This is a genomic window from Blautia sp. 1001283B150304_161114_C9 (assembly GCF_015668165.1).
Lineage (GTDB): Bacteria > Bacillota > Clostridia > Lachnospirales > Lachnospiraceae > Blautia_A > Blautia_A wexlerae.
Genome location: NZ_JADPGO010000034.1, coordinates 18,130 through 44,162, shown reverse-complemented (window position 1 = coordinate 44,162; position 26,033 = coordinate 18,130). Strand labels below are relative to the sequence as shown.

Below are 26,033 nucleotides of genomic sequence, written 5' to 3'. Positions count from 1 at the left end.
CGAATGGTTATCCACAAAATAAAAAAATAAATTTCGTCATTTTTTACAATGACTTATGCATACCTCTGAACAGTAACATGAAATTTGTAAACAGAATAATAGTTGCTATTTTGAGTAGGACATTTTATAATAAAAATGATAGCTAAGAGATAAAATGATAAGAGGAAAAAATATGGCAACTATTAAAGATATTGCAAATGCGGCAGGCGTATCGGTTGCAACGGTATCGCATGTTGTTAATAATACACGTTTTGTCAGTCCTGAATTACGTAAACGAGTTGAAGAAGCGATTGCAAATGCAGAAACTCCTCCAAATTTTGTGGTAAAAAAGAAAATGCAGGAAAAAGAGCGGAAAAAAAATAAGATGCTGATGGAGGAGCAGAAAGCAATTGTAGTAGATGCAGGACCGGAGTTTTATCTCTATCTTACATCATCTCCTTTTGCCCACTTTGACAGTTCTGTTGAGCAGGAATTACGTAAACTGGCAGGGGAGCAGGGATGTGAACTGGTTCGTGTAAGTATAGAAAGTGAAGGAATGCTGGAGTTTTTAACCTGCAGTTTGATTAATTCCTCAAAAATGAAGGGTATTTTTGTTACTGCTTCTGTAGCAACAGAAAAACTTAGTGAAATACTTAATTCAGTTTCTGTGCCTGTTGTGATCATTGGAAACAGCATTCCGGGTGTGGCGTGTGACAGGGTAAGCACTGCGAATGAAGAGGGTGCTTATAAGGCGACTATGCATCTGATTCGTTCGGGACATGAAAATATTGCGATTTTGTGCGGCAGTGAAGACAGGGAATTTAATCGTGAGCGGATTGAAGGGTATAAACGGGCATTGCGGGATAATCAGATTCCGATTCAGGATCAATATATTGTTGATGATCTGAAAGGTAAAGTATCTGTAAAGATTGCCCTGGATAAGCTTTTGAATGATGTACACCAGCCATCTGCTATTTTTGTGGCTAATCTGGATACCATATATCATGTTTATAATTATATTTCCGAGCATGAAATCGAGTGTCCAAAAGATCTTTCGGTTGTGTGCTTTAATGATTTTTCCTGGGCAACCCTGATAAATCCACCGACTACTACTGTGAAACAGGATGTAGGTCAGATCTGTAAAGAGGCCTTTTTGTGTATTCAGGATAGAATTAAAGAAATTCAAACGCAGTCAGAAAAAAGTGAAGCGAAGACTATTTTGCTTCCTAATCAGCTTTGCGTCAGACGTTCTACCAGCGGGATTGGAAGAGGACCATTTGGTGAAAGGGCAGGAGATATATCAGATTTAGTGTTGACAGAAGAAGAGCAGGAAGAATGTCAGAGACATACATTTACTGCGGCAATGTCTTTTCATTATTCAGGAAAATCCCATTCTCTGCTTCTGGAAGAAGGAATTCGTAATATATTTGATAAATTTAATATTCAGATTATTGCAGTTGTAGATGCTCATTTTGATCCGGAATTGCAGTCAAAGCAGCTTAGAAGCCTTAAGCTTCTGGAACCGGATATCTTGATATCAATTCCAACAGACACAAAAATCACATCACAGGCGTACCATGAGATTGCAAGTGGAAAAACAAAAATGATATTTATGTCTAATATACCAAATGGTTTTAAGGCGAATGATTATGTAAGCTGTATTTCTGTCAATGAGCGTTCTCACGGAAGAAATATTGGCCGGGGACTTGGCGAAAATCTGAGAAAAATGCGTTTAACAAATGTTGGCATGATGAAACATAAATCAGAAGATTTCTATGCCACCAGACAAAGAGACAGTGCTGCAGAGCAGATCATTGTGGAGGAATTTCCGGAATTAAAAATCTGCGATACGAAAACCTTTGTCAAAGCAGAAGAAACATATGAATTAACAAAACAAATGTTAGACGAACATCCTCAGATTGAGGGAATTTATGTTTCCTGGGATGCACCGGCAAAATATGTATTGAATGCCCTGACAGATATGGGAAGAGAAGATGTTATTGTATCAACCGGTGACCTGGAATATAACATTGCATTAAACCTGGCTAAGGGCGGAATGGTAAAAGCGATCAGTGCACAGATGCCGTACGAACAGGGAGAGGCAGTTGCGACTGTTGCAGTGAAAGCTCTTCTGGACGAAGTGGTGCCGTCCTATATTGGCGTGGAACCGGTGTATGTGGATCGGTATAATCTGCAGAAAGTCTGGCAGAAATCGTATAAAGAGCCTTTGCCTGAAGAGATTAAACAGGCTTTAAACTGGACTTGCCTGAATGAAATATAGAAAAATATAAGACGATTATAGAAAAATAGAAACAGGATCGACTTCTATTAGATATGTGAAAATAGAATGTCAGATCCTGTTTCTTTATTTGCGAGAAAAATATAGTTAAATATAGAAAAATAAACAAAAACAAAAGGGGATAAATGTGAAAAGTGCCGAAGTGAATGATAATACCAACCTTAGGATTGACAGCAAATAGAATAAATGATATAGTAAAGCTACAATAAATTTACGTAAATTTAACCAATCAGAAAAATATAGAAAAACGAAAGGTATAGGGTGCAGAAATGAAAATTGGGTATATGACAAATGCTTTTGGACCACTTGTTGGTGCCGGCGGTGGAGTAACTAGTGTGAAGGATATTCGTTACGTAACAATGACAGATGATGAGGCTACATTAGAGCAGATTACCAAGATTGGATTTAAGAGTATCGAAGTTCTGGAAGGCAATCTTACAAATTATGCGGATGATCCACAGGTGTTAATTGATATGCTGGCCAAATACGGTGCGGATATGATGAGTGTTTGTGTAGGAGCAAATTTCATTTATCAGGACGCATTGGAAGACGAAATGGTTCACTTAAGAGCAGTTGCTGAAATGGCAGCAAAGGTTGGCGTCAAATACTTTGTAATCTGTGGTGGTGCTATCAGAGGAAAAGGAATCCAGCCGGGTGATGTGGAACTTCTCGCAAAAGGCCTTTCAAAAGCAATGGAAATTACAGAAGAGTATGGACTTGTAGCATGTTTCCATCCTCATCTTGGATCTATCGCTGAGAAACCGGAAGAGATCGATGCACTCTTTGCAGCATCTGATATCAAGGTTTGTCCGGACCTGGCACACTTAAAAGCCGGCGGTTATGATCCGTTAACCTTTATCAAAAAATACTATGACAGAATTGCTTTCATTCATCTGAAAGATCTCCATGATAATGGTACATTTGCACCTCTTGGAACAGGAAATGTTGATAACAAAGGTGTCATCGAATATGTAAAGAGCAAAGGCTATGATGGAGACTGGTTAGTAGAATGTGATGCATGGCCAAATGATCCGGTTGCGGATTGTAAACAGTCTTATGAATACTTAAAAGGTTTATTATTTTAATTTTTAATTATTAATTTTAATTGGGGGATAACAAAATGAAAAAAAAATTAGTAGGAATGCTTGCAACAGCTACTTTATTAACAATGGCATTAGCAGGGAATGTACAGGCTGCAGAAATCCGTTCTGTGGGACCGGATGGTGAAGCGGCAGTAGATGCCTCCACTATTGAACTGACAGATGATCAGATCGCACAGATCAAAGAAGGCGGATATACAGCTGCAATCTGTCTGCACTATGGCGGAAACGACTGGTCAACTTCTCAGCAGAAGGGACTGGAAGATACTTTTGGAGAACTTGGTATTGAAATTGTGGCTGTAACAGATGCTAACTTCTCAGCAGAAACACAGGTATCTAATATTGAAACAGTTATGGCAAAAAAACCTGATATTCTCGTTTCAATTCCTACAGATGCTACTGCAACAGCAGATGCTTACAAACAGGCAGCAGCAGCTGGTATTAAAATTGTTTTCATGGATCAGAGAGCTGATGGTCTGGAAGCAGGAAAAGACTATGTAAGCGTTGTATCTGCAGATAACTATGGTAATGGATATGCATCAGGAACTGTTCTTGGAGATGCTTTAGGCGGAAAAGGAAAAGTTGCAATGGTTTACTATGATGCAAACTTTGCTCCTACAAACCAGCGTGATGAAGGTTTCCGCGATGCAATGAAAAATTATCCGGATATTGAAATTGTAACAGAGCAGGGCTTCACAGATGAATCCGGCTGTGCTGAACAGGGAGATGCTATTCTTACACAGTTCCCGAACATTGATGGTATTTATGCAAGCTGGGATGTGCCTATGGAAGGTGTTCTTTCCGCTGTAAGAGCAGCTGGTATGGAAGGAAAAGTTACTCTGGCATGTAATGACCTTGGTAATAACGTAGCGCGTGAGATCGCATCCGGAAATATTGCAGGTGGTGGTGCTCAGATGCCATATGATCAGGGTGTTGCAGAGGCAAAACTGGCAGCATTGGCACTTCTTGGCGAAGAAACACCTTCTTATGTAGCTGTTCCTGCTGAAACAGTTACTCATGAGAATGTACTGGAAGCATATACAGATGTATATCATGTTGAAACACCAGACTGGTTAAAAGAAGCTTATGTAGAGTAAGACAATTTCAAATAATAGATAGGGGAACAAAATGAGCCAAAGCATTTTAAAAATGGAGCAGATTGTAAAATCTTTTGGTGCAGTAAACGTATTAAAAGGCGTTGATTTTGATCTTGCAAAAGGTGAAGTGCATGCTCTTGTTGGCGGTAATGGAGCCGGAAAATCCACTCTGATGAAGATTATGACCGGTGTTTACACAAAAGACAGTGGAAAAATCATCATAAAGGGTGAAGAAAAAGAAATTAAAAGCACAAATGATGCAAAAGAAAATGGAATCGCTATGATTTTCCAGGAGATGTCCCTGGTTCCGAGCCTGACGATCGCAGAAAATATATTTCTGGGATATGAGCTGAAAAAGCATGGTATGCGAGATGTTAAATTGATGAAACAGGAAACAGAGAAGGTTTTAAAACGATTAGGTCTGGATTTAGATCCGGGTACACCGGTTTCAGAACTGAGTGTTGGTTTGTGTCAGATGGTAGAAATTGCCAAAGCCGTTTCCAAGAATGCATCTATTTTAGTTTTTGATGAGCCATCTGCAGCTTTATCTGATTCAGAAACGGAGTTCTTATTTAAGATGATCCGTCAGCTGAAAGAAGAAGGCGTATCCATGGTTTATATTTCTCACAGAATGAACGAAATACTTGAAATATGTGACAGAGTAACAGTTATTCGAGATGGGAAAAAGGTAATTACAGAAAAAGTAGAAAATCTGACAATGGAAGAGATCGTAGCTCAAATGATGGGAAATGAAGCAAAAGAAACAAAGTTTGAGTATGTTCCCAGAGAGTATGATTGCAACGCAGAGGATCTTCTTACTGTAAAACATTTAAAAATTAATGACAAAATCGATGATATCAACTTTAGCATCAAACCCGGCCAGATTCTTGGTCTGGCCGGTCTGATGGGAGCCGGCAGAACGGAAATCATGGAAACTCTGTTTGGTCTTAGAAAGGCTGTAAGTGGAAGTATTGAACTGGAAGGTAAAAAAGTTGAAATCAAAAATCCTTCCGATGCAGTAGCCTGTGGTTTTGCACTGGTTCCGGAAGACAGAAGAAAAGAAGGACTGGTACTTTCGCATACCATTAAAGAAAATGCTATTCTTCCGATTTCTGCCCAGTTGGTAAAAAATGGGATATTTAATGATGATAAGGCAGCACATGATATCGTTGAAAAAAATATCCAGGATCTGGGAGTTGTAGCCGACAATATGAATCAGGAGATCAGGCTGCTCTCAGGTGGAAACCAGCAGAAGATTGTTATTGCAAAATGGTTAAATTCCAATCCTAAAATTTTTATGTTTGATGAGCCTACAGCAGGTGTTGATATCGTTGCGAAAGGTGAGATCATATCTATTATCAGAGAGTTTGCGGATAAGGGTGGCGCAGTAATTTTTGCTTCATCCGAATTAGCAGAAATGATGGCAATCTGTGATGACATCATAACAATTTTTGATGGAAAGATCACAGGAAGAATAGGCCGCAAAGAACTTATGAAAGAGGAGGAACTGCAACATGCAATCCAGAGGAAATAATAAAAAAATACAGATGAGCAAATATATGGTGTATATCGTTCTGGCAGTTGTATTTGTATTCTTCGCAATTACATTAAGAGATAACGGTTTCGCCAGCACACAGAACCTTTTAAACATTTTAAGACAGACAGCTATGATCTCAATTATGTCAGTAGCCGGTGTGTTTGTGTTAAGTGCAGGCCAGATTGACCTGACAGTTGGTTCTAACACAGCAATGAGTGCCATGTTAGTGGCTCTGGTTTTAAAGTCTACCAACAATATTTTCCTTGCTCTTATTGTTGCCCTGATTTTTGGTGTCGTAGTAGGTGTCATTAATGGTTTGCTTGTAACCAGATTAGGACTTCCTGCTTTCCTTGCTACTTTGGGAATGATGCAGGTGATCCGAGGTGCAGCAATGTGGATTACAAATACAGAGGCAGTGCCGATTTCAAATACAGTATTTAATACTATATTCGGTACAGGATTTGTGGGACCTATTTCTGTTCTGATCCTTTGGACTATTTTATTCTACATTTTAGGTTATATACTTTTCAACAGAACACCATTTGGAAAACATACTCTGGCAACAGGTGGAAATCAGATGGCTGCTCAGTATTCAGGAATAAAAGTACAGAGAATCAAGATGTATGTCTTTATGTTATCCGGAGCACTTTCTGCTTTTGCAGGTGTTCTGTATGCAGGACGTATGCAGTCAGGAAGATATTCCTTTGGTGACGGTGACGAAATGTCTGTAATCGCATCGGTTGTTCTCGGTGGAGCATCTATGGCAGGTGGAAGTGGTTCTATGATTGGAGCTCTTGCAGGATCTATTCTTATGGGAATGATCAGCAATGCTTTGATTCTTGCAAACCTCTCATCTGCACAGCAGAAGATGGTAAATGGTTTTATTATCATTGCAGCAGTTGCACTTAGCAACCTGGCGCAGAGAAAGAAATCAAATTAATTAAAGAAGATTTATAAAAGTAAAGATTGATATATGTGATTAAAATCAAAAATTAAAAAAATATTTATATTATGATGATTACGGAGGGTTAGATCATGAAAAAAATGAACATTGGTTTAGTAGGCGCTGGTTTTATGGGAAAAGCACACATGGTAGCATTTTCAAACATGCCAAAACTTTTTACAGATGCACCATTTATCCCTGTATTTAAAACAGTATGCGACATTGTTCCTGAAATCGCAGAGGATTTCAAAGAAAGATATGGATTTGAAAAAGCATGTACAGACTGGATGGATATTATCAATGATCCTGAAATCGATATTGTAAGTGTTTGTACACCTAATAGTGAACATGCAGCAGTTTCCATTGCAGCATTAAAAGCCGGAAAACATGTAATCTGTGAAAAACCGATCGCATCCACAACCGAAGATGCGAAAGCAATGGCTGAAGCAGCAGCAGAGGCAGCGAAAAAAGGTATAGTTTCCATGAATGGTTACCAGTACCGTCGTGTACCTGCAATTGATGAAGCGAAAAAGATCATTGAATCCGGAAGACTTGGCGAGCTGACAAATATCAGAACTCAGTATCTTCAGAGCTGGTCTGCAGACCCATCTTCTCCATTATCCTGGAGATTTGAAAAAGCAACTGCCGGATCAGGAACACTTGGTGATATTGCTACACATGCACTGGATATTGCTCAGTATCTTGCAGGAAATATTTCTGAAGTTGTTTCTATTGTTAAAACATATATCACTGAACGTCCGGTACAGGAGGGCGGAGTTGACCTTCTTGGTACTGTAAAATTAGGACCGGATGCAAAGAGAAAACCGGTTGATGTTGACGACGAGGTAACAACACTTCTGAAATTTGAAAATGGAACTATCGGAAGCTGCGAAGCAACACGAATGGCATGGGGAAGAAACAACTATATTACATTAGAGGTTCATGGAACAAAGGGAAGCATTTCCTGGTGCTATGAACGTCTGAATGAGCTGAATGTATGCTATGGAATGGAAGATCAGGATGGAGAAAGAGGATTTAAAACAATCTACACAGGTCCTGCAAACCCACATGGCGATGTAACATGGAACATTCCGGGTATGAATATTGGATATGGTGAGTTAAAAGCAATTGAAATGTATGAATTTGGAAAAGCAATTGTGGAAGGATATCAGCCATCTACTAACTTTGGTGTTGGATACAGACTGGATCGAGTTTGTGATGCAATTCTTGAGTCTAATGAAACAGGTTCCTGGGTTAAAGTTAAATAAATGTGCGTAATTAAGTAGGAAAAACGCGATGATAAGAGTTGGAATAATCGGATATGGCTATATGGGCCAGTTCCATAAAAAAAAGATAGTTCAAAGTGGTCAGGCAAGTGTAGTTGCAATTCTTGATAAAGAACAAAGACGACGAGAAGAAGGTCTGTCTGATGGATATCATGTATATTCGGAAAAACAGCTGGAAACATTTTTCAAAGAAACTATGGATCTTGTCATCGTGGCAACTAAAATCGAAGAACGTGCATATTATGCCACTCAGGCAATGACTGCCGGTTTCCACGTTTTATGTGAGAAACCGGTGGCCATGAATATGAAAGAACTTGAAGAGATAATTGCTATATCTGATAAAACAGGAAAAAAATTCACAGTACATCAGCCGAGACGCTTTGACAGAGATTATCTGATGTTAAAAGAAGTGATCGACAGCCATGTGATCGGTGATGTTCATACCATAGAGTCACGTGTTCATGGAGAAAGAGGAATCCTTTTCGGATGGCGTGGCAGAGAAAAATCCGGTGGAGGCTTATTGAACGATTGGGGAACACATCTGATCGACCAATATTTACAGTTGTTTCCGGAGGAAAAGGTGATTCGTATCGAATGCAGGCTGAGATCAATTCTTGTAGAAGATGTGGAAGATTATGTGGAATTAAATTTAACATTCTCAAATAATGTATATGCAAAAATCGTCTTGACAACATTTGCTTTATGTGAAATGCCGCGATGGTTTGCACTTGGCAACAGAGGAACTTTGCGTCTGGATGATATGACAGGAGAAAACGGAAGCATTGTTCGTTTGAAAACAGAAGTAGATGTTGAAGAGTTATCGAAAAGGGGAAGCGTTGCGCCCAGTCTGACGTTAGCACCTCTGGACAATCTTTATAAAGAGAAAATTCCTCTGCCAAATGAAGGCGATACGACTATGTGTTTCTGGAATAGTCTTATTGCTGCATTGAAGGGAGAAGGAGAGTTCCTGGTGAAAACGGAGGATACCATACGTCAAATGAAAATTCTGGAGGCAGCCAGGCTTTCAAGTGAGACAAATCAGAGTGTTGATGTAAATATTTGATGAAAGGAAATTGACTATGAAGTTTGGACTTTTAACAGCAATTCTTGAAGGTACAACATTTGAAGAAGCAGTTGACTTTGCAGCAGAGAATCAGCTGGAATGTCTTGAAGTTGCCTGCTGGCCAAATACAGGTGGGGCTAAGAGACGCTATGCTGGTGTATGTCATATTGATGCGGAAGCATTAACAGAAGAAAAAGCTAAAGAAATCATCCAGTACTGTAAAGAGAGAAATGTAGAGATTTCATCTCTGGGATACTATCCAAATACACTTGATCCGGATCTGGAAAAGAGAAAACAGTATATTGATCATATTTATGCATTGATAGATGCCAGCAGTATGTTAAATGTAAATATGGTTACAACATTTCTTGGAAGAGTACCGGACAAAAATGTTGAAGAAAACCTGGAAATTGTAAAAGAAGTATGGCCTCCGATCCTGGAATATGCGAAGGAAAAAGGCGTAAAAATCGCTATTGAAAACTGTCCTATGTGGTTTACTGCAGACGAATGGCCGGGAGGACAGAATCTGATGACTTCTCCGGAAAACTGGAGAAAAGTATTTGAAGTACTTCCGTACGATAATCTTGGCTTAAATTATGATCCTTCTCATTTTGTATGGCAGCAGATTGATTACATTAAACCAATTTACGAGTTTAAAGATAAGATTTTCCATGTGCATTACAAAGATATCAAAATATACCAGGATAAATTAAATGATGTTGGTATTATGGCATATCCTTTGAAATACATGTCACCGAAATTATGTGGTCTTGGAGATGTTGACTGGGGCAAATATGTATCAGCATTAACAGACATTGGTTATCAGGGCTACAGTGTAATTGAAGTAGAAGATAAGGCTTTTGAAGGCAGTCTTGATAATGCTAAAAAAGCAGTGAAGCTGTCAGCAAAATATTTAAGAAATTTCGTTGGTTGATTTCGCAGCCGGACGGAAAGGAGAATAAAAATGGATCAGAATAATGCAAGTCCTAAAAAAATGAATGTCGGTTTGATTGGTGCAGGATTTATGGCTAAAGCTCATTCCATTGCATATGCTGGTATGCCTATGTTTTTCTGGCCGGCACCAATCATTCCGGTCAAAAAAATGATCGTTGATATGAATGAAGCAATTGCCAGAGAAGCTAAAGATAAGTTTGCTTTTGAATCTTATTCTACAGATTGGCATGATGTTGTAAATAATCCGGAGATTGATGTTGTGGATATCTGCACTCCGAATAATGTTCATGCTGAAATTGCAATTGCAGCTGCAAAGGCAGGAAAACATATTATCTGTGAAAAACCACTGGCATTAACTGTTGATCAGGCCAGAGAAATGTATCTTACTGCAAAAGAAAATAATATTAAAACATTAGTAGCTTTCAACTATCGAAAAACACCGGCTGTTCAGCTGGCTAAAAAATATATTGAAGAAGGCGCTATTGGTGAGATCCTTGATTTCAGAGGAACTTATTTACAGGATTGGTCAGCTGATCCGGAATCTCCGCTGTCCTGGAGATTCCAGAAGAATATTTGCGGAAGCGGAGCTCTTGGTGATATAGGAACTCATGTGGTAGATATGCTGAGATTTCTGGTAGGAGACTTTAAAAAGGTAAATGCAAGAACAGCAACCTATATTCCGGAACGTCCGGTTCAGAGCGGACTTACCGATAGTCTTGGAAATGCACGTCTTAACAAGGATACACCGAAAAAAGCAGTAGATGTAGATGATCAGTGTATGTTTATGATCGAATGTGAAAATGGAGCCTTTGGAAGCATTGAAGCAACAAGAAATGCATGGGGAAGAAATAATTATATTACATTTGAAATCCATGGAACATTAGGCTCTTTATATTTCAATTATGAACGTCGAGATGAGCTGCAGGTATGCTTTGCCAGTGATCCGGACGATCGTCGAGGATTCAGAACGATCTATACAGGACCAAATCATCCATATGGAAATGGACTGTGGCCAATTCCTGCTCTTGGTATTGGTTATACAGAAACTAAAATTGTGGAATGTTATGATTTCTTCAATGCTATTGCAAACGATACACAGGCAAGCCCGAATTTTGAAGATGGATATGAAATAGAACTGATTTCAGATGCAATCCTTAAATCAGCACAAACTCATACATGGGTAGATGTTCATTAATCGTTACTGTTCACTCCGTTCTCAGTAACATAGCCAAAATTCATTCCAGTTTGCCTGCGGCAATGGAATTTTAGCTTGTATGTCTCGGGATAGTGGTGTGTAAACAGCAGCTTGACTGGTTTCAGTATTTCTGCGAAGACCGAAAAAAGAATTGTAAGACTTGTCTTTTAGCGTTAGTATAAGAATAGTCTTAGAGCGTGTTTGAAAAATCATTCCCACAAATTATGACGCGCATCTTGCGGAAAGCATTTTTCAAACACGCTCTAGACTTGGAAAAAAGTTATAATAAGGTATAGTCTTTGAGGTCAAAAATCAGATAAAGGTTTCTGACCTTTTTTGTTTAATGAGGGATTATAAAATATGGAGACATTTTTTACAAAGGACAAAAATTTTTATAAGGTGTTTTTCAGGTTAATGTTGGTTGTGGCGCTGCAGAATCTGGTGGCATACAGTGTGAATATGCTGGATAATATGATGCTTGGAAGCTATGATCAGAATGCACTTTCCGGGGCAGCTACTGTGAATCAGATCTTCTTTGTTGTAAATCAGCTTGCCATTGCAATCGGAAATGCCCTGATCGTAATGAGTTCCCAGTATTGGGGAAAAAAAGATACATATGCGATTAGGAAACTGACAGGAATTGTACTGATATTCAGTCTGCTGGCAGCGATGATCATCCTTGTCATATGCTCGGCATTTCCGGAACAATTGCTTGGCCTGTTCACAACATCACCGGATATTATTATGGAAGGTCAGACTTATCTTAAGATATTGAAATGGACGTTTGTCTTATTTCTGATCAGCAATCTTCTGATCTCCATGCTGAGAAGTGTGGAGACAGTACAGATTTCATTTGTTGTTTCTGTGATATCTCTGATTGTAAACGGCGGAATTAATTATACATTGATCTTCGGGCATTTTGGATTTCCGGAAATGGGGATTAAAGGTGCTGCAATAGGAACACTGACAGCCAGAAGCCTGGAGTTTCTGATTGTTCTGTTTTATGTGGCAAAGATTGATAAGAAAGTCCGGGTATTTGATGGTGGCTTATTAAGAGGAACATTCACAGCTGAGAACAGAAAACTGTGCAGGGATTTTATTAAAGTATCCACCCCTGTCATCCTTTCCGGACTGGTCTGGGCAATTTCGGTTCCTATGCAGACTGCAATACTGGGACATCTTTCATCAGATGCGATTGCAGCAAATTCCGTAGCAACAACGTTCTTTCAGTATTTAAAAGTAATAGTAGTAGCGATCGCTTCTGCTTCCTCTGTAGTGATCGGAAAGTCTATCGGTCAGGGCGACAGAAATGAAGTGAAGGCTGTTGGACGGACGTTGTCAGTAATCGATATTTCCATAGGAATTATACTGGCAATAGTTTTGCTTATTTTGAGAAAACCGTTGCTGTCTATGTATAATCTCACAGAAGAGGCAACAATCCTTGCAGACCATCTGATGATAGTCATGAGTGTGGTCATGGTGGGAATGTCTTATCAGATGCCGGTTTCTGTAGGTGTTATTCAGGGCGGCGGAGATACAAAATTCCAGATGTATATGAATCTGATCTCAACATGGGGAATTGTAATGCCCCTGTCTTTCCTGGCTGCGTTTGTATGGAAACTTCCGGTGGAATGGGTAGTTGTAGCTGTCCAGTCGGATCAGCTGTTTAAATGTGTGCCTGTGTTCCTGAGATTCAGAAGTTATAAATGGATCAGGAAGCTGACTTGATAAGAACTGATTAAAGAATCATCATTTATTCAACCGAATCAAGTAAGTCCCCTGCTTCAATTGCGAAAAGCAATAAACAGTGGGTGGGGACTTGCTTGTATCAGGAGGAGTGCAAGTTCCTTCTGATAAACTGCGGAGCAGCTATTCGGTTATGAGCAAGTAGCAAAGCGGATTGCGAATATCCGTTTGACTTAAGTGCAAAATATCTAAGAAACTTTGTAGGTTAAGAAAACAGTTATCTATTTGACAGACCGTTTTACCGGTCATAACAGAGTTTGAAAGAAAAGGAGAAAAATAATCATGATGAGAAAAACATTAGCGATTTTAACAGCAGCTGCAATGGCAGCAGGAAGTCTTAGCGCAGGCGTATGCGTATATGCAGCAGATGACGCCACACATATTTATGTACTGACAGCACCGGAAGACCACGGATGGACAGGTTCTGTTGCAACTTTCGCGAAAGAGAAAGTGGAAGAAGTAAACAACGACGGCAAATATACCGCAGAACTGATCACATCTGCAAATGCAGCAGAGCAGATTGTTAATATCGAAGATATCGTAGCTTCCGGAGAAGACAATATTGCAGTTGTTATCCAGCCAATCGATGACACAGTTCAGTCTGCAATCCAGCAGTTAGTAGACGCAGAAATCCCTTATGTTGCATTTGACCGTATCATTGACGGCGTTTCCTCAAGTGCAGTTTCCAATGTAAAAGGTGACAATGAGGGAATCGGAGCTGCCGCAGCAGCATACTTCGTATCCGAAGGAATGACACCGGGCGAAGCAGTTTATGTATATGAGGGAGACACTTCTTCTGTAACCTCTCTTCGTGACAGTGGTTTCACAGAATACCTGACAGGTGAACTGGAATACGACGGTGAAACAATCGCAGATGACAAGAAATGGACAGAGGATGATTTAAAATCCATCACCTATTCCGGAGCAATGAACTGGAGCCGTTCTGATACAAAGACTTCTTTTGAATCTCTTCTTGGTGACAGTGCAAATGCTGATATTAAATGGTTCTATGCAGAAGATGATGAACTTGCAATGGGAATCCTGGAAGCACTTCAGGGTGGCGGAATCGATGACGCTACGAAAGAAGCATTCCTTGGAAACAAACCATACATTACAGGATGCGGCGGACTTGACGAACTGTATGCAGTAATGAGAGGTGAAAGTTTCCAGGATATCGCAGAGCAGTGCGGTGGAATTGTTTCCGTAACTTACAGCCCTGCAATGATCCAGACTGCAATTCAGGATATGGTAGATCACCTTGACGGTGAAGAAGTAGAGCAGGATCATGTCATCGCATGCGAGATTGTAAATTCTGACAATGTAAAGGATTATCCATCATTCTAAAACAACAGATTGATGATATCATAAAACCCAAGTCATATTTTTTAACACAGTGGGGCCGTCCCTTAATCGCCCTTAATGGGACGGTCCCATATAGTCGTTTACAGTTGCTTATTATTCATTGAGGGGTGAAGGAGGAAAAAATGAGCCTATTGTGCATGAAGGATATCTGCAAATCATTTAACGGGATCCCCGTCCTGAAGCAGGTACAGCTGACGATAGAAAAAGGGGAAGTCCATGCGCTGCTGGGAGAAAATGGTGCCGGAAAATCAACGTTGATGAACATTCTTGCCGGTGTCTTTCCGGCAGACAGCGGCGAAGTTGAATTTAATGAAAAAAAGATAAGAAAAATGACGATCCAGCAGTCCGAAAAACTTGGGATCGCATTCGTTCACCAGGAACTGAACCTGTTCAATGACCTGAAAGTCTATGAGAATATTTTTCTTATGAAAGAATACAAAAAGAAAACCGGGATACTGGACAAGAAGCGGATGATCCGGGAAACACAGCAGCTCTTTACAGAACTCGGAGTGGAGATTGAACCGGAAGAAAAGGTTGAAAATCTGAAGACCAGCCAGAAACAGCTGCTGGAGATTTCCAAGGCACTGTTTTTCCAGGCAAAATTGCTGATCCTGGATGAGCCGACTACCTCACTGAATAATGATGAGGTAGAGCACCTGTTCCAGATTATTCGCCGTCTGAAAGAGAAAGGCACAGCATTTATATTTATTTCCCATAAGATGCCGGAAATTTTCCGGATTGCTGACCGATATACAGTATTGCGAAACGGTGAGTTTATAAAAAGCGGAAAGCTCTCAGAAATTACACAGGAAGAGGTAACTGGTCTGATGGTTGGAGAGAAGTTTTCACATCAGGAGGTTTACCAGAAAAGGGAGCTGGGAGAAAACGTTCTGGAGTTAAATGGACTGTCCGGACATGGATTTTCCAATGTAAATCTTACAGTAAAAAAAGGCAGTATTGTAGGTCTGACAGGACTGCAGGGATCAGGAAGCAGCGAACTGCTTCAGGGACTTTTCGGAGCAGTACCGGTGACAGGCGGAAATTTGAAAGTTTCTGGAAAAGAATGCAGAATACATAGTATTCAGGGAGCGATGAAAGCAGGAATTGCCATGCTGGCTTCTAACCGAAAAGAGAATTCCGTGATCCCGGATATGAGCATTCTGGAAAATATGTATCTTTCAGAACAGGTTCTGTCTGCCCGACAACCACTAATCTCTGCCGGAAAAGAAAGAGAGCGTTATGAGAAATACAAAAAGCTGCTTTCCATAAAAGCCGCAGATTCCAAGGATCCGATCACGTCATTAAGCGGTGGAAACCAGCAAAAAGTTTTTCTTGCCCGCTGGTTAAATACAGAGGCAGGTATTCTCCTGTTGGACAATCCGACACAGGGAATCGACGTAGGAGCCAAAGCAGAAATCTATAAACTGATTCTGAAACTGGCAGATGCCGGAAAAACAATCCTGATCAACACACTGGAAATCCCGGAACTTGCCAAAGTGGCGGACTGCTGTGCTGTATTTTATGAAGGGACGATTATAAAGATGTTGCAGCACGAAGAAATTGATGAAAAAACAGTAATGCTGTATTCCACAAATGCAGCGCAGAAGGGAGAATCATAATGAACAAGAAAAAATCAGCTTCTGCAGGAATCATGAGCTTCTGCGGAGAATACAGTTATATTTTGGTATTTATTGCAATCTTTATCGTATATGCTTTTACATCCAGCGGACTTACCTGGAGCGGAGTTATGAATGTATTCCGCCATTCCGCAGTTATCGGAATTATCGGAATTGGTATGGGACTGGTCTGCCTGACAGGAGAGATTGATCTGTCTGTAGGCGCCATGCTGGCACTGGACGGTGGATTTTCTGTTATTATTTTTAACATGACAGACAGTATCCTGCTGACATTTTTATTTGCAATCGTGTTTGGTGCATTCTGCGGTCTGGTAAACGGAGTGATGGTAGGTCTGGTGGAAATGCCAGCATTTATCGTAACTCTGGCAACTATGCTGATGTACCGTTCTTTTGCACAGTATTTCTGCCAGCATGTGGATAAAGTACTCATTGGAAATGGAAGTTCTGTGTATAAGATGGCATCTGACAAGAGCTCTTATCAGATGCTCTACAACATGGGAAATGGAAAAGCAGCCAGCATCCCGTATGTGGGAATCGTTCTGATCGTGCTGACTATCCTGTTTGTATTTGTTACTACAAGTACCAAATATGGCAAGAAAGTCTATGCAGTAGGAAGCAACCTCAAAGGTGCGAGAATGGCAGGCATCAATGTTGCGGCCATGAAGATCTCTGTATTTGCAATCTGTGGTGCACTGGTAGGTGTAGCAGCATTTCTCTGGATTGCCATGAACGCATCCTGCGACCCGGCAACAACAGGAACCAGCTATGAGATGTACGCCATCGCAGCAGTTGTTCTCGGCGGCATCAGCATGTCCGGCGGAAAAGGAAGATGCCTGGGGATTCTGTTTGGAGCGATGTCCTATACAGTTATCGATAAGATTATTGTCAGCCTGAAGATGGACTCTCTGATCAATAATGCAATCAAGGGAATGATACTGCTGATCGTGATCATGATCCAGGTGGCAGGACCAAAGATCCGTGGAAAACTTAAATAAAATTATATCCAGAAAGAACATAGATAAATATAAATCAGAAAATGAAAGGAACAGTAGAAGTACTGCATAACCCAGATTCTGGAAGCAATTTATAAGGCTTCTGAAACAAATGCAACAATTAAATTTGAATAAAAAGGAGAGATTATGCACATCACACGTGCATAGTCTCGATCCATTCTTTCTCCCTGAATCCGGTAAGTACAAAGTCATCCCCGATTACCAGCGGTCGTTTCACCAGCATTCCGTCTGTGGCAAGAAGCTTCAGCTGTTCATCTTCAGACATATCTTTTAACTTATCTTTCAATCCCATTTCCTTATAGAGCATCCCACTTGTATTAAAGAATTTCTTCAGTGGAAGACCACTTTTGGTGTACCATTCTTTTAATTCTTCATAGGTAGGATTTTCTTCTTTAATAGCCCGTTTTTCATAACTGATATTGTGTTCATCCAGCCATTTCAGAGCTTTCATGCAGGTACTGCATTTGCGGTAAACTAAAACTTTCATAGATATTCTCCTCGTATAGATTTATCGTGACTATTTACAGGCAATTATTTCCTCTATTATTGTTCCAGATAGATATATCATAAATTGGAAAGGGCGATTTTGCAAGAGAATGTTATGGAAGAATTGTAAGGCTTAGATTTTCATGTTAATATATCCATATACAAAAGAAAAAACAGTCCCAGTTCCCCGGAGAGGAGAAATCATGCGTGATGAGACGAAGATGGACGTATATACGTCCGGAGTGACTGGCGCGGAGTATGATGCAGGAATGAAACAGCTTATGAGTAATAAGGAGATTATCGTTCCCATTTTGCAGATGACGGTGCCAGAGTTTAAAACGTGCTCACAGGAAGAAATTCTACAGTGCTTAGACATTTCTTCTATTACAAAAGATGATTTCATAAGTGATATACCAAATGTAGAAAAGGATCTGAGATTAACAAAAGAAGACAGTGAACTCTCATCTCTTGTGGAGAAACTGGTGAGGTTTGATATTCGGTTTAAAATAATAAATCCTAAATTATCTACAGAGAAAATAAGAGTGAATTTACATATTGATATGGAAGCGCAGAAAAGCTACCGTCCAAGTAATCCGTCATACCCTATATTAAAACGTGCAGTATATTATGTGGCCAGAGACCTTTCATCTCAGTTAAGTACTATTACGCAGACTACAGATTATTCAAAGTTGGAAAAATGTTATTCCATATGGATCTGTGCGGAGGATGTGCCAAAGAAACTGCAGAATACATTGACGGAATACTCTTTTTCGAAGAAGGATATTATAGGGGTAGCAGATGAACCTGAGGAGGATTATGATCTCTTAACAGTAATTATAATCCGACTGGGAAAAGAAACAGAAGAAAAAGGAATATTTGATTATCTGAAAGGGCTTTTTACTGGTGATATAAAGAGAATACAAAGATATTCACATATAGAATGGTCAGAACCATTTCAGGAGGAGGCGAGCAAAATGACAGGATTTGGAGATATGATTTATGAAAGAGGAATACAGCAAGGAATGCAACAGGGAATGCAACAAGGAATACAGCAAGGCCGTCATGAGGGAATGATTCTGGGGGCTCTCATGAGTGGAAAAACTCCAGAAGAAGTTTCGAAGATGTTGAACTTGCCTCTGGAAGAAATAAAAAAAGTTCAGGAACAGCAGATGACTGTGAACAAGTAGTGAAAGTAAATTACAGATATAAAATTAATTGGGAACTGGGAGCATTAATCAAGCTAATCATAAAAGAGGCTATGCACATTGTACGTGCATAGCTCCTTTTGCGTTGGTATTTATGCATGAATATCTGCCTGAAATCAATTTTCTGATTTTAATGCGTCTTCCAGGAATTTCACCGCATCTCTGACACAGTCATCACAGGAGCGGATTACCTTTCCGGTTTCCACACCCTTTAAGTCTTTACATATTACAGTTCCATTCTGCTGTTTAAACTGATTCATGACAGAGCGGACAGTCTGAGAGGTTCCGGCTTTGTCCTGGTTAATAAGTCCAGCTACAACTGCAGCACCGGAGATTGCTCCGCATGTACCCGCCATGGTGCCAAGACCTGCACCGAATCCCTGTGTGATCTTTTTGAGTGTATCCTCATCCATAGATGCCTCTTTACAGAAAGAACAGGCCACAGCCTGTGCACAGTTATAGCCGTTATGTTTCTTTTCTACTGCTTTTTCACATCTTAAATTTTCCATATATAAAAAATCCTCCTGTGTATAAATTTTAAACGAATCAAGTAAGTCCACTGATTTAATTGCGAAAAGCAATAAGCAGTGGGTGGGGATTTGAAGATATAGTTTATGATAGCACCTGGAGCCTGTTTTTACAACCTTCACAAAAATTTTTAATTTACAAAGATTTTACTTTAGCGTGGTTTTACATTTAACTTTGGATTTCTATAATAGCACTTGTAAATGAGGCAACAAGTTATAAAACATAAAAATATTAAAAAGGAAATGAGCCTTTCACTTTATATTAAAAACATGGCTCATGGGAAGAGGAGAAAATTATCATGAAGAAAAAAATCGCAACAATCCTTACAGCAGCAGTTATCGGAGCAACAGCTTTTACAACAATCGTAAGTGCAGCAAGCGGAGACATCACAGTTGTATCCCGTGAAGATGGTTCCGGTACACGTGGAGCATTCGTAGAACTGTTTGGAATTGAAGAAGAAAAAGACGGTGAGAAAGTAGATATGACTACAGATGAAGCAAGTGTAACAAACAGCACATCTGTTATGATGACAACTGTTGCAGGTGATGAAAATGCAATCGGTTATATCTCACTTGGTTCTCTGGATGATACAGTAAAGGCAGTTAAGATTGATGGCGTAGAAGCTACTGTAGATAATGTTTCCAATGATTCTTACAAGATCGCACGTCCATTCAACATCCTTACATCTGATAAAGAAAGCGATGCAGCAAAGGATTTCGTAAACTACATTATGAGCTCTGACGGACAGAAGATCGTAGAGGACAATGGATATATCAAAGAAGCAGCAGATGCTAAGGCTTATGAAGCAGCAGACGGAGTTTCCGGTAAAGTAGTAGTTGCAGGTTCTTCTTCAGTAACACCGGTTATGGAGAAACTTGCAGAAGGCTATGAAGCAGTAAACAAAGACGTAACTGTAGAAGTTCAGCAGAGTGATTCCACAACAGGTGTAAACATGGCAGCAGAAGGAACAGCAGATATCGGTATGGCATCCCGTGACCTGAAAGATGAAGAGAAAGACCTTAGTCTTACAGCTACAGTTATCGCAAGAGATGGTATCGCAGTTATTGTAAACAAAGACAATGATGTTGATGAACTTACAAGCGATCAGGTAAAGGCTGTATACACAGGCGAGACTACTACATGGGAAGACCTTGCTAAATAATGTAACAGATTTAGTTTCAGAGCAGTTCGCCTGTGAATGAAATAGTACAGCAGGCGGGCTGTTTGTATGTCGAAAATCATATTTTAAGAATTACTGTAGAAGTGACAGGTTATGATTTTTGATACAGGGAAAGAAAGGTGTAATGAATGAACCACTTTAAAGAAAAAGCAATGAAATGTGTATTTCTGATCGCAGCCTGTACTTCAGTGCTGGCAGTGTTTCTGATCTGTGCATTTCTGTTTGCAAATGGTGTCCCGGCTATCGGGAAAATCGGTCCGCTGAAGTTCCTGCTGGGAACAAAGTGGAAGCCGTCAAATGATATTTTTGGAATCCTTCCAATGATCGTAGCAAGTATTTATGTAACTGCAGGTGCCATTCTCCTGGGTGTGCCGATTGCACTCTTTACTTCTGTTTTTATGGCACGTTACTGCCCGAAGAAAATTTACAGACCATTGAAATCAGGAATTGAATTGATGGCAGGTGTACCTTCTATTGTATATGGTTTCTTTGGCTTGATTCTCATTGTTCCTCTGATCAGACAGATTTTCGGCGGAACAGGAACCAGTATGCTGGCAGCCTGTGTTCTGCTTGGAATGATGATCCTGCCGACTATCATCGGAGTTACGGAATCTGCGATCCGCAGCGTACCGGAGAGCTATTATGAAGGTTCTCTTGCACTGGGAGCAACCAAGGAGAGAAGTATCTTCTGTGTAATGCTTCCGGCAGCAAAATCAGGTATTCTGGCAGCAGTAGTACTTGGAATCGGTCGTGCGATCGGTGAGACAATGGCGGTTGTAATGGTTGCAGGTAACCAGCCGAGAATGCCACAGGGAATCCTGAAAGGTGTCCGTACAATGACTGCAAATATCGTCACTGAGATGGGTTATGCAACAGGTCTTCACAGAGAAGCACTGATCGCAACAGCAGTTGTGTTGTTTATCTTTATCCTTATCATTAACCTGAGTCTTTCTTTACTGAACAGGAGGGCAGAACATGCAAATTGATACAGCAGCGGCAATTGATTTGTCCAAAGAAAAAAAGCAGAATGAGTCTTCTTTCTCAGATCAGATGAAGGCATATATTAAGCATCCGGGATCAGGTGTTCTTGCATTGCTTACCCTTTTAGGTGCAGTCCTGACATTTGCATTACTGTTCTTTCTGATCGGATATATTCTGGTCAAGGGTGTACCGTATCTGTCAACAGACTTGTTCAGTTTAACTTATAATTCAGAGAATCTTTCCTTACTTCCTTCTCTGATCAACACATTCATCCTGACGGTTGTTTCACTTGTGGTTGCAGCACCGCTGGGAATCTTTGCAGCCATCTATCTGGTAGAATATGCGAAAAAAGGAAGTAAGCTTGTAAATGTGATCCGTATTACAGCAGAAACACTTTCAGGAATTCCTTCTATTGTATATGGCCTTTTCGGTATGCTGTTTTTCGTAACAGCACTGCATTGGGGACTTTCTCTTCTGTCCGGTGCTTTCACACTGGTAATCATGATTCTTCCTCTGATCATGCGTACTGCGGAAGAAGCCCTGAAATCTGTTCCTGATTCTTATCGTGAAGCCAGCTTTGGACTTGGAGCAGGTAAACTTCGTACCATCTTCACCATTGTTCTGCCATCAGCAGTACCTGGTATTCTGGCAGGTGTGATCCTGGCCATCGGACGTGTGATCGGCGAAACAGCAGCCCTGATTTATACAGCAGGTACAGTTGCAGAGGTACCGAAGAACCTGATGGGTTCCGGACGTACTCTGGCACTTCATATGTATGTGCTGTCAGGTGAGGGCCTTCATATGAATCAGGCATCTGCAACAGCAGTTGTTATTCTGGCATTTGTTCTTGTAATCAATTTCCTGTCCGGAGCAGTTGCCAAACGAATTGCGAAAGGATAAGAAAAATGAGTGGAAATGAAAAAATAACAGTTGAAAGTATGAACTTATATTACGGAAAGTTTCATGCGCTGAAGAATATAAACATGGCAATTCCGGAGAAAGAAATCACAGCTTTTATCGGGCCGAGTGGCTGTGGTAAATCTACACTTCTGAAATCTTTAAACCGTATGAATGACCTTGTTGAGGGATGTGTGATCACTGGTAAGGTACAGCTTGACGGTGAAGATATTTACGGAGATATGGATGTGAATCTCCTGAGAAAAAGAGTGGGAATGGTATTTCAGAAGCCTAATCCTTTCCCTATGAGCATTTATGATAATATTGCATATGGACCGAGAACCCATGGAATCCGTTCCAAGTCTAAACTGGATGATATTGTGGAGAAATCTCTCCGTGACGCGGCAATCTGGGATGAAGTAAAAGACAGATTAAAGAAAAGCGCACTGGGTATGTCCGGTGGTCAGCAGCAGAGACTTTGCATTGCCAGAGCACTGGCAGTTCAGCCGGAGGTACTTCTGATGGATGAGCCTACATCCGCACTTGACCCTATCTCAACTTCCAAGATCGAAGAGCTGGCGATGGAGTTAAAGAAGGATTATACCATTGTTATGGTAACTCATAATATGCAGCAGGCTACACGTATTTCGGATAAAACAGCATTCTTCCTTCTGGGAGAGGTGGTTGAGTTTGATGATACCGATAAACTGTTCTCTATGCCTTCTGACAAGCGTACAGAGGATTATATTACAGGAAGGTTTGGTTGATTATGTCAAAGTATTTCGAAAGACAGCTGGAGGAACTGCACGTTCAGCTTATTACACTGGGAAGCTATTGCGAGAAGGCAATTTCATTCTCTGCAAAGGCAATCCAGAAGGTGCAGAATGAAGAGATTGCCCGTCAGGTTTTTGAAACGGACAGAGATATTGATGCAAAGGAAAGAGAGATTGAGAATCTGTGCCTGAGTCTTCTGCTTCATCAGCATCCGGTTGCAAGAGATTTAAGAGAGATATCTGCAGCATTGAAGATGGTTTCTGATATGGAACGTATCGGTGATCAGGCAGCGGATATTGCAGATCTGTCCCTGTATGTTGCAAAGAATACCACTGTGATTCCTGAGACTATCACACAGATGGCGGAGGACACTGTGCGTATGGTAACTGAGAGTGTGGATGCTTTTGTAAAGAGTGATCTGGAACTGTGCAGAAATGTCATTGACCGGGATGATGTGGTGGATGATGCATTTAATGAGATTAAAGAGAAGCTTGCAGATATGATTTACGGAGGAAATCTGGATGCCAAGACAGGGCTGGATCTTCTTATGACTGCCAAGTATTTTGAACGTATCGGAGATCATGCAGTGAATATTGCTGAATGGGTGGAATATTCCATCACAGGACAGCACAGAAATAATGAGCACCAGGATTATCTGAATAATTAATTGAATAGGGAAAGTTTCTGGTTTTGAATATAATTATTGGGGAGCAGGGCTTTTTATATCCGCAGGCGGGAACCGTTTGCGGATATTTGAGTTATTATTTATTTTGCGTTTTGGAATATGTTTTATTGAGAGTAGCGATCTGACCGAATGCAGATTGTGTATATTTGCCTGAAATATTAAAAAATAAAAGGGGAAGTGAAGAGAAGTGACAAAAAAAATCTTTAAATCTATAATGTTTGTATGTGCATTGGTTCTGGCAGTGGGACTGGCTGCTGTAATGGGAATCCTTTACAGCAATTTTGACGGACAGATGCGGAAAGAGCTGTCTAAGGAAGCCGCTTATCTGGCATATGGTGTGGAGCAGCAGGGCTTGGATTATCTTAAAAATATTAAGGATAAAAGTGCAAGAATTACTTATATTGATCAGGATGGAACAGTACTGTTTGATAATGAAGCAGATGTTTCTGAGATGAAGAATCACAGTGACAGAACTGAGTTTCAGAAGGCAGAGAAATATGGTGCAGGAGAATCTTCGAGATATTCGGATACACTTTCTGAGAAAACCATTTATTATGCACTGCGTTTGAAAGATGGTACGGTACTGAGAGTTTCCGGTACGCAGGATTCGGTACTGGCACTGGTTGAAAATCTCATATTTCCTTTATGCGGGCTTTTATGTCTGATGCTGATCTTATCAGGAATTATGGCATCTGCGATATCGAAACGAATTGTGAAACCAATCAATGAGCTGGATCTTGAAAGTCCGGAAGAAAATCAGATTTATGAAGAACTTTCTCCTCTTTTAAGTAAGATATACAGGCAGAACCGGGAAATTCAGAATCAACTGGAACTGGCGAAACAGCAGCAGGAAGAGTTCGCTCTTATCACAGAGAATATGCAGGAAGGATTGATTGTGATTGATAAATATACGATGATTCTTTCGGCAAATTCCAGTGCGTGGAATCTGTTTCATGTGGACAGGGTACGTCAGGGCGAAAGTGTTTACTGTCTGGATCGTGAGGAAGAGTTCAGACATGCCATTGAGCAGGTGCTTAGTGGAGAACATACGGAACTGGTACTGAAATTAAATGGAAGTGACATTCAGCTGATTGCCAATCCTGTTATACGGGATAAGAAAACCGAAGGTGCGGTAGTGTTGCTTGTCAATGTGACGGAGAAGCTTGAGAGAGAGAGTCTGCGAAGAGAATTTTCCGCAAATGTCTCTCATGAGCTGAAGACACCGCTGACTTCTATTTCAGGATTTGCGGAGATTATGCAGGGTGGTTTGGTGAAGAATGAGGATATTCCAAAGTTTGCGGGGCGTATCTATAAAGAATCTCAGAGACTGCTTCAGTTGGTTGAGGATGTAATCCAGATTTCCCAGCTTGATGAGGAGAAGACTTCTTATGTATGGGAGCCTGTGGATGTTTATCAGGTTTGTAAAAATGCGTTTGAGAGTCTGAAGGAGAAGGCGAAGAGTCTGAACGTGCATCTTTATATCTGTGGGGAACGTATGAAGATGGAGGCAGTTCGTACACTTCTGGAAGAGGCAATTTATAATGTCTGCGATAATGCGATTAAGTATAACCGGAATGACGGAAGCGTGAGCGTTTTTCTGACGCAGACTGCGCAGGAGATTCAGATTGTGGTAAAAGATACAGGTGTGGGTATTCCAAAGGAAGACCAGGACAGAGTATTTGAGAGGTTTTACAGGGTGGATAAGAGTCACTCTAAGGAAATTGGGGGTACAGGACTTGGGCTTTCGATTGTGAAACATGCAGTTGGGGCTCTGAAGGGAAGTGTTATACTGAGAAGTGAGGAAGGAAATGGAACGGAAATTTGTATGAAGTTTCCTAAGGTGTATAAAGAATAAAAACTTAGTGGGAGGGACGCGCAACGCAGCATCTCTCTACGGGTTCAGTTCCGAGGAATAAGTAACTCTAAGGCATAGTAAATTCGCTAAAGGCATGAAGAAAAATGCAAAACTCGCTCCGCCTCCGACTTCGCTCAGACACATTGCTATTTTTCTTCATAACGCGAATTTCCTATACCTAAGAGTTACTAATTCCTCTCCAAATTCACCCGTAGAGAGATGCTGCGTTGC

Annotated in this window: 23 protein-coding genes; 21 read left to right on the top strand and 2 right to left on the bottom strand. The window is 40.5% G+C overall.

Annotated elements, in window-relative coordinates:
• Positions 1–172 precede the first annotated feature (172 nt).
• The 14 genes from I4V44_RS14725 (at position 173) to I4V44_RS14665 (ending at position 17,193) form a co-directional block, all read left to right on the top strand.
• On the top strand, positions 173–2,260 hold the full coding sequence (locus I4V44_RS14725) for a LacI family DNA-binding transcriptional regulator (protein WP_196002884.1): 2,088 nt from the start codon (positions 173–175) through the stop codon (positions 2,258–2,260).
• Between the two features lie 287 nt (positions 2,261–2,547).
• On the top strand, positions 2,548–3,363 hold the full coding sequence (locus tag I4V44_RS14720; RefSeq protein WP_022380156.1) for a sugar phosphate isomerase/epimerase family protein: 816 nt from the start codon (positions 2,548–2,550) through the stop codon (positions 3,361–3,363).
• Between the two features lie 35 nt (positions 3,364–3,398).
• A complete protein-coding gene (locus I4V44_RS14715; RefSeq protein WP_022380155.1) occupies positions 3,399–4,475 on the top strand; it encodes a substrate-binding domain-containing protein in 1,077 nt (358 codons plus the stop codon).
• 31 nt (positions 4,476–4,506) lie between these two features.
• The gene (locus tag I4V44_RS14710) at positions 4,507–6,009 is read left to right on the top strand and encodes a sugar ABC transporter ATP-binding protein (protein WP_118339940.1); all 1,503 of its coding nucleotides are present in this window, start codon (positions 4,507–4,509) and stop codon (positions 6,007–6,009) included.
• Positions 5,990–6,952 carry an ABC transporter permease gene (locus I4V44_RS14705; RefSeq protein WP_196002883.1) on the top strand — a complete coding sequence of 321 codons (963 nt, stop codon included), beginning with the start codon at positions 5,990–5,992 and terminating at the stop codon, positions 6,950–6,952. Before I4V44_RS14710 ends, I4V44_RS14705 begins: the two co-directional genes overlap by 20 nt.
• A 95-nt stretch (positions 6,953–7,047) precedes the next feature.
• On the top strand, positions 7,048–8,223 hold the full coding sequence (locus tag I4V44_RS14700) for a Gfo/Idh/MocA family protein (protein WP_118339944.1): 1,176 nt from the start codon (positions 7,048–7,050) through the stop codon (positions 8,221–8,223).
• A gap of 28 nt (positions 8,224–8,251) precedes the next feature.
• Positions 8,252–9,304 carry a Gfo/Idh/MocA family protein gene (locus I4V44_RS14695; RefSeq protein ID WP_161275866.1) on the top strand — a complete coding sequence of 351 codons (1,053 nt, stop codon included), beginning with the start codon at positions 8,252–8,254 and terminating at the stop codon, positions 9,302–9,304.
• A 16-nt stretch (positions 9,305–9,320) separates the two neighbouring features.
• Complete coding sequence (locus I4V44_RS14690) at positions 9,321–10,238, top strand: sugar phosphate isomerase/epimerase family protein (protein ID WP_118576030.1); 918 nt, start codon at positions 9,321–9,323, stop codon at positions 10,236–10,238.
• Between the two features lie 30 nt (positions 10,239–10,268).
• Positions 10,269–11,453, top strand: a complete 1,185-nt coding sequence (locus I4V44_RS14685) for a Gfo/Idh/MocA family protein (protein ID WP_138271266.1) — start codon at positions 10,269–10,271, stop codon at positions 11,451–11,453.
• Between the two features lie 208 nt (positions 11,454–11,661).
• Entirely contained in the window at positions 11,662–11,739 is a 78-nt protein-coding gene (locus I4V44_RS18600; RefSeq protein WP_368210412.1) for a DUF6783 domain-containing protein, read from the top strand.
• A 74-nt stretch (positions 11,740–11,813) separates the two neighbouring features.
• On the top strand, positions 11,814–13,181 hold the full coding sequence (locus tag I4V44_RS14680) for an MATE family efflux transporter (RefSeq protein WP_196002882.1): 1,368 nt from the start codon (positions 11,814–11,816) through the stop codon (positions 13,179–13,181).
• 300 nt (positions 13,182–13,481) lie between these two features.
• Complete coding sequence (locus I4V44_RS14675) at positions 13,482–14,543, top strand: substrate-binding domain-containing protein (RefSeq protein WP_243097968.1); 1,062 nt, start codon at positions 13,482–13,484, stop codon at positions 14,541–14,543.
• Between the two features lie 140 nt (positions 14,544–14,683).
• Positions 14,684–16,180 carry a sugar ABC transporter ATP-binding protein gene (locus tag I4V44_RS14670; protein WP_196002881.1) on the top strand — a complete coding sequence of 499 codons (1,497 nt, stop codon included), beginning with the start codon at positions 14,684–14,686 and terminating at the stop codon, positions 16,178–16,180.
• Entirely contained in the window at positions 16,180–17,193 is a 1,014-nt protein-coding gene (locus I4V44_RS14665) for an ABC transporter permease (protein WP_118339958.1), read from the top strand. The genes I4V44_RS14670 and I4V44_RS14665 overlap by 1 nt, the downstream gene beginning before the upstream one ends.
• A 151-nt stretch (positions 17,194–17,344) precedes the next feature.
• Here the strand turns inward: I4V44_RS14665 and I4V44_RS14660 are convergent, their stop codons facing one another.
• Complete coding sequence (locus tag I4V44_RS14660) at positions 17,345–17,698, bottom strand: arsenate reductase family protein (RefSeq protein WP_196002880.1); 354 nt, start codon at positions 17,696–17,698, stop codon at positions 17,345–17,347.
• Between the two features lie 280 nt (positions 17,699–17,978).
• Between I4V44_RS14660 and I4V44_RS14655 the strand changes: the two genes are divergently transcribed.
• Positions 17,979–18,884 (top strand): Rpn family recombination-promoting nuclease/putative transposase, encoded by a 906-nt coding sequence (locus I4V44_RS14655; RefSeq protein WP_243280289.1) that lies wholly within the window; start codon positions 17,979–17,981, stop codon positions 18,882–18,884.
• 134 nt (positions 18,885–19,018) lie between these two features.
• On the opposite strand, the gene I4V44_RS14650 is transcribed toward I4V44_RS14655, so the two are convergent.
• The gene (locus I4V44_RS14650) at positions 19,019–19,411 is read right to left on the bottom strand and encodes a C-GCAxxG-C-C family protein (RefSeq protein WP_055058579.1); all 393 of its coding nucleotides are present in this window, start codon (positions 19,409–19,411) and stop codon (positions 19,019–19,021) included.
• 317 nt (positions 19,412–19,728) lie between these two features.
• Here I4V44_RS14650 and I4V44_RS14645 point away from each other — a divergent pair, with 317 nt between their 5' ends.
• The 6 genes from I4V44_RS14645 to I4V44_RS14620 all read left to right on the top strand — a co-directional run bounded on the left by I4V44_RS14645 (position 19,729) and on the right by I4V44_RS14620 (position 25,802).
• Positions 19,729–20,592, top strand: a complete 864-nt coding sequence (locus tag I4V44_RS14645; RefSeq protein WP_119253494.1) for a substrate-binding domain-containing protein — start codon at positions 19,729–19,731, stop codon at positions 20,590–20,592.
• Positions 20,593–20,738: 146 nt separating this feature from the next.
• Positions 20,739–21,596, top strand: coding sequence for a phosphate ABC transporter permease subunit PstC (gene pstC, locus I4V44_RS14640; RefSeq protein ID WP_117674899.1), 858 nt, complete (start codon positions 20,739–20,741; stop codon positions 21,594–21,596).
• Complete coding sequence (pstA, locus tag I4V44_RS14635) at positions 21,586–22,491, top strand: phosphate ABC transporter permease PstA (protein WP_118759456.1); 906 nt, start codon at positions 21,586–21,588, stop codon at positions 22,489–22,491. Before pstC ends, pstA begins: the two co-directional genes overlap by 11 nt.
• 5 nt (positions 22,492–22,496) lie before the next feature.
• Positions 22,497–23,255, top strand: a complete 759-nt coding sequence (gene pstB / locus I4V44_RS14630; protein WP_118566871.1) for a phosphate ABC transporter ATP-binding protein PstB — start codon at positions 22,497–22,499, stop codon at positions 23,253–23,255.
• A gap of 2 nt (positions 23,256–23,257) precedes the next feature.
• The gene (gene phoU / locus I4V44_RS14625) at positions 23,258–23,929 is read left to right on the top strand and encodes a phosphate signaling complex protein PhoU (RefSeq protein ID WP_118331566.1); all 672 of its coding nucleotides are present in this window, start codon (positions 23,258–23,260) and stop codon (positions 23,927–23,929) included.
• Positions 23,930–24,134: 205 nt separating this feature from the next.
• Entirely contained in the window at positions 24,135–25,802 is a 1,668-nt protein-coding gene (locus tag I4V44_RS14620; RefSeq protein WP_243104509.1) for a sensor histidine kinase, read from the top strand.
• Positions 25,803–26,033 lie beyond the last annotated feature (231 nt).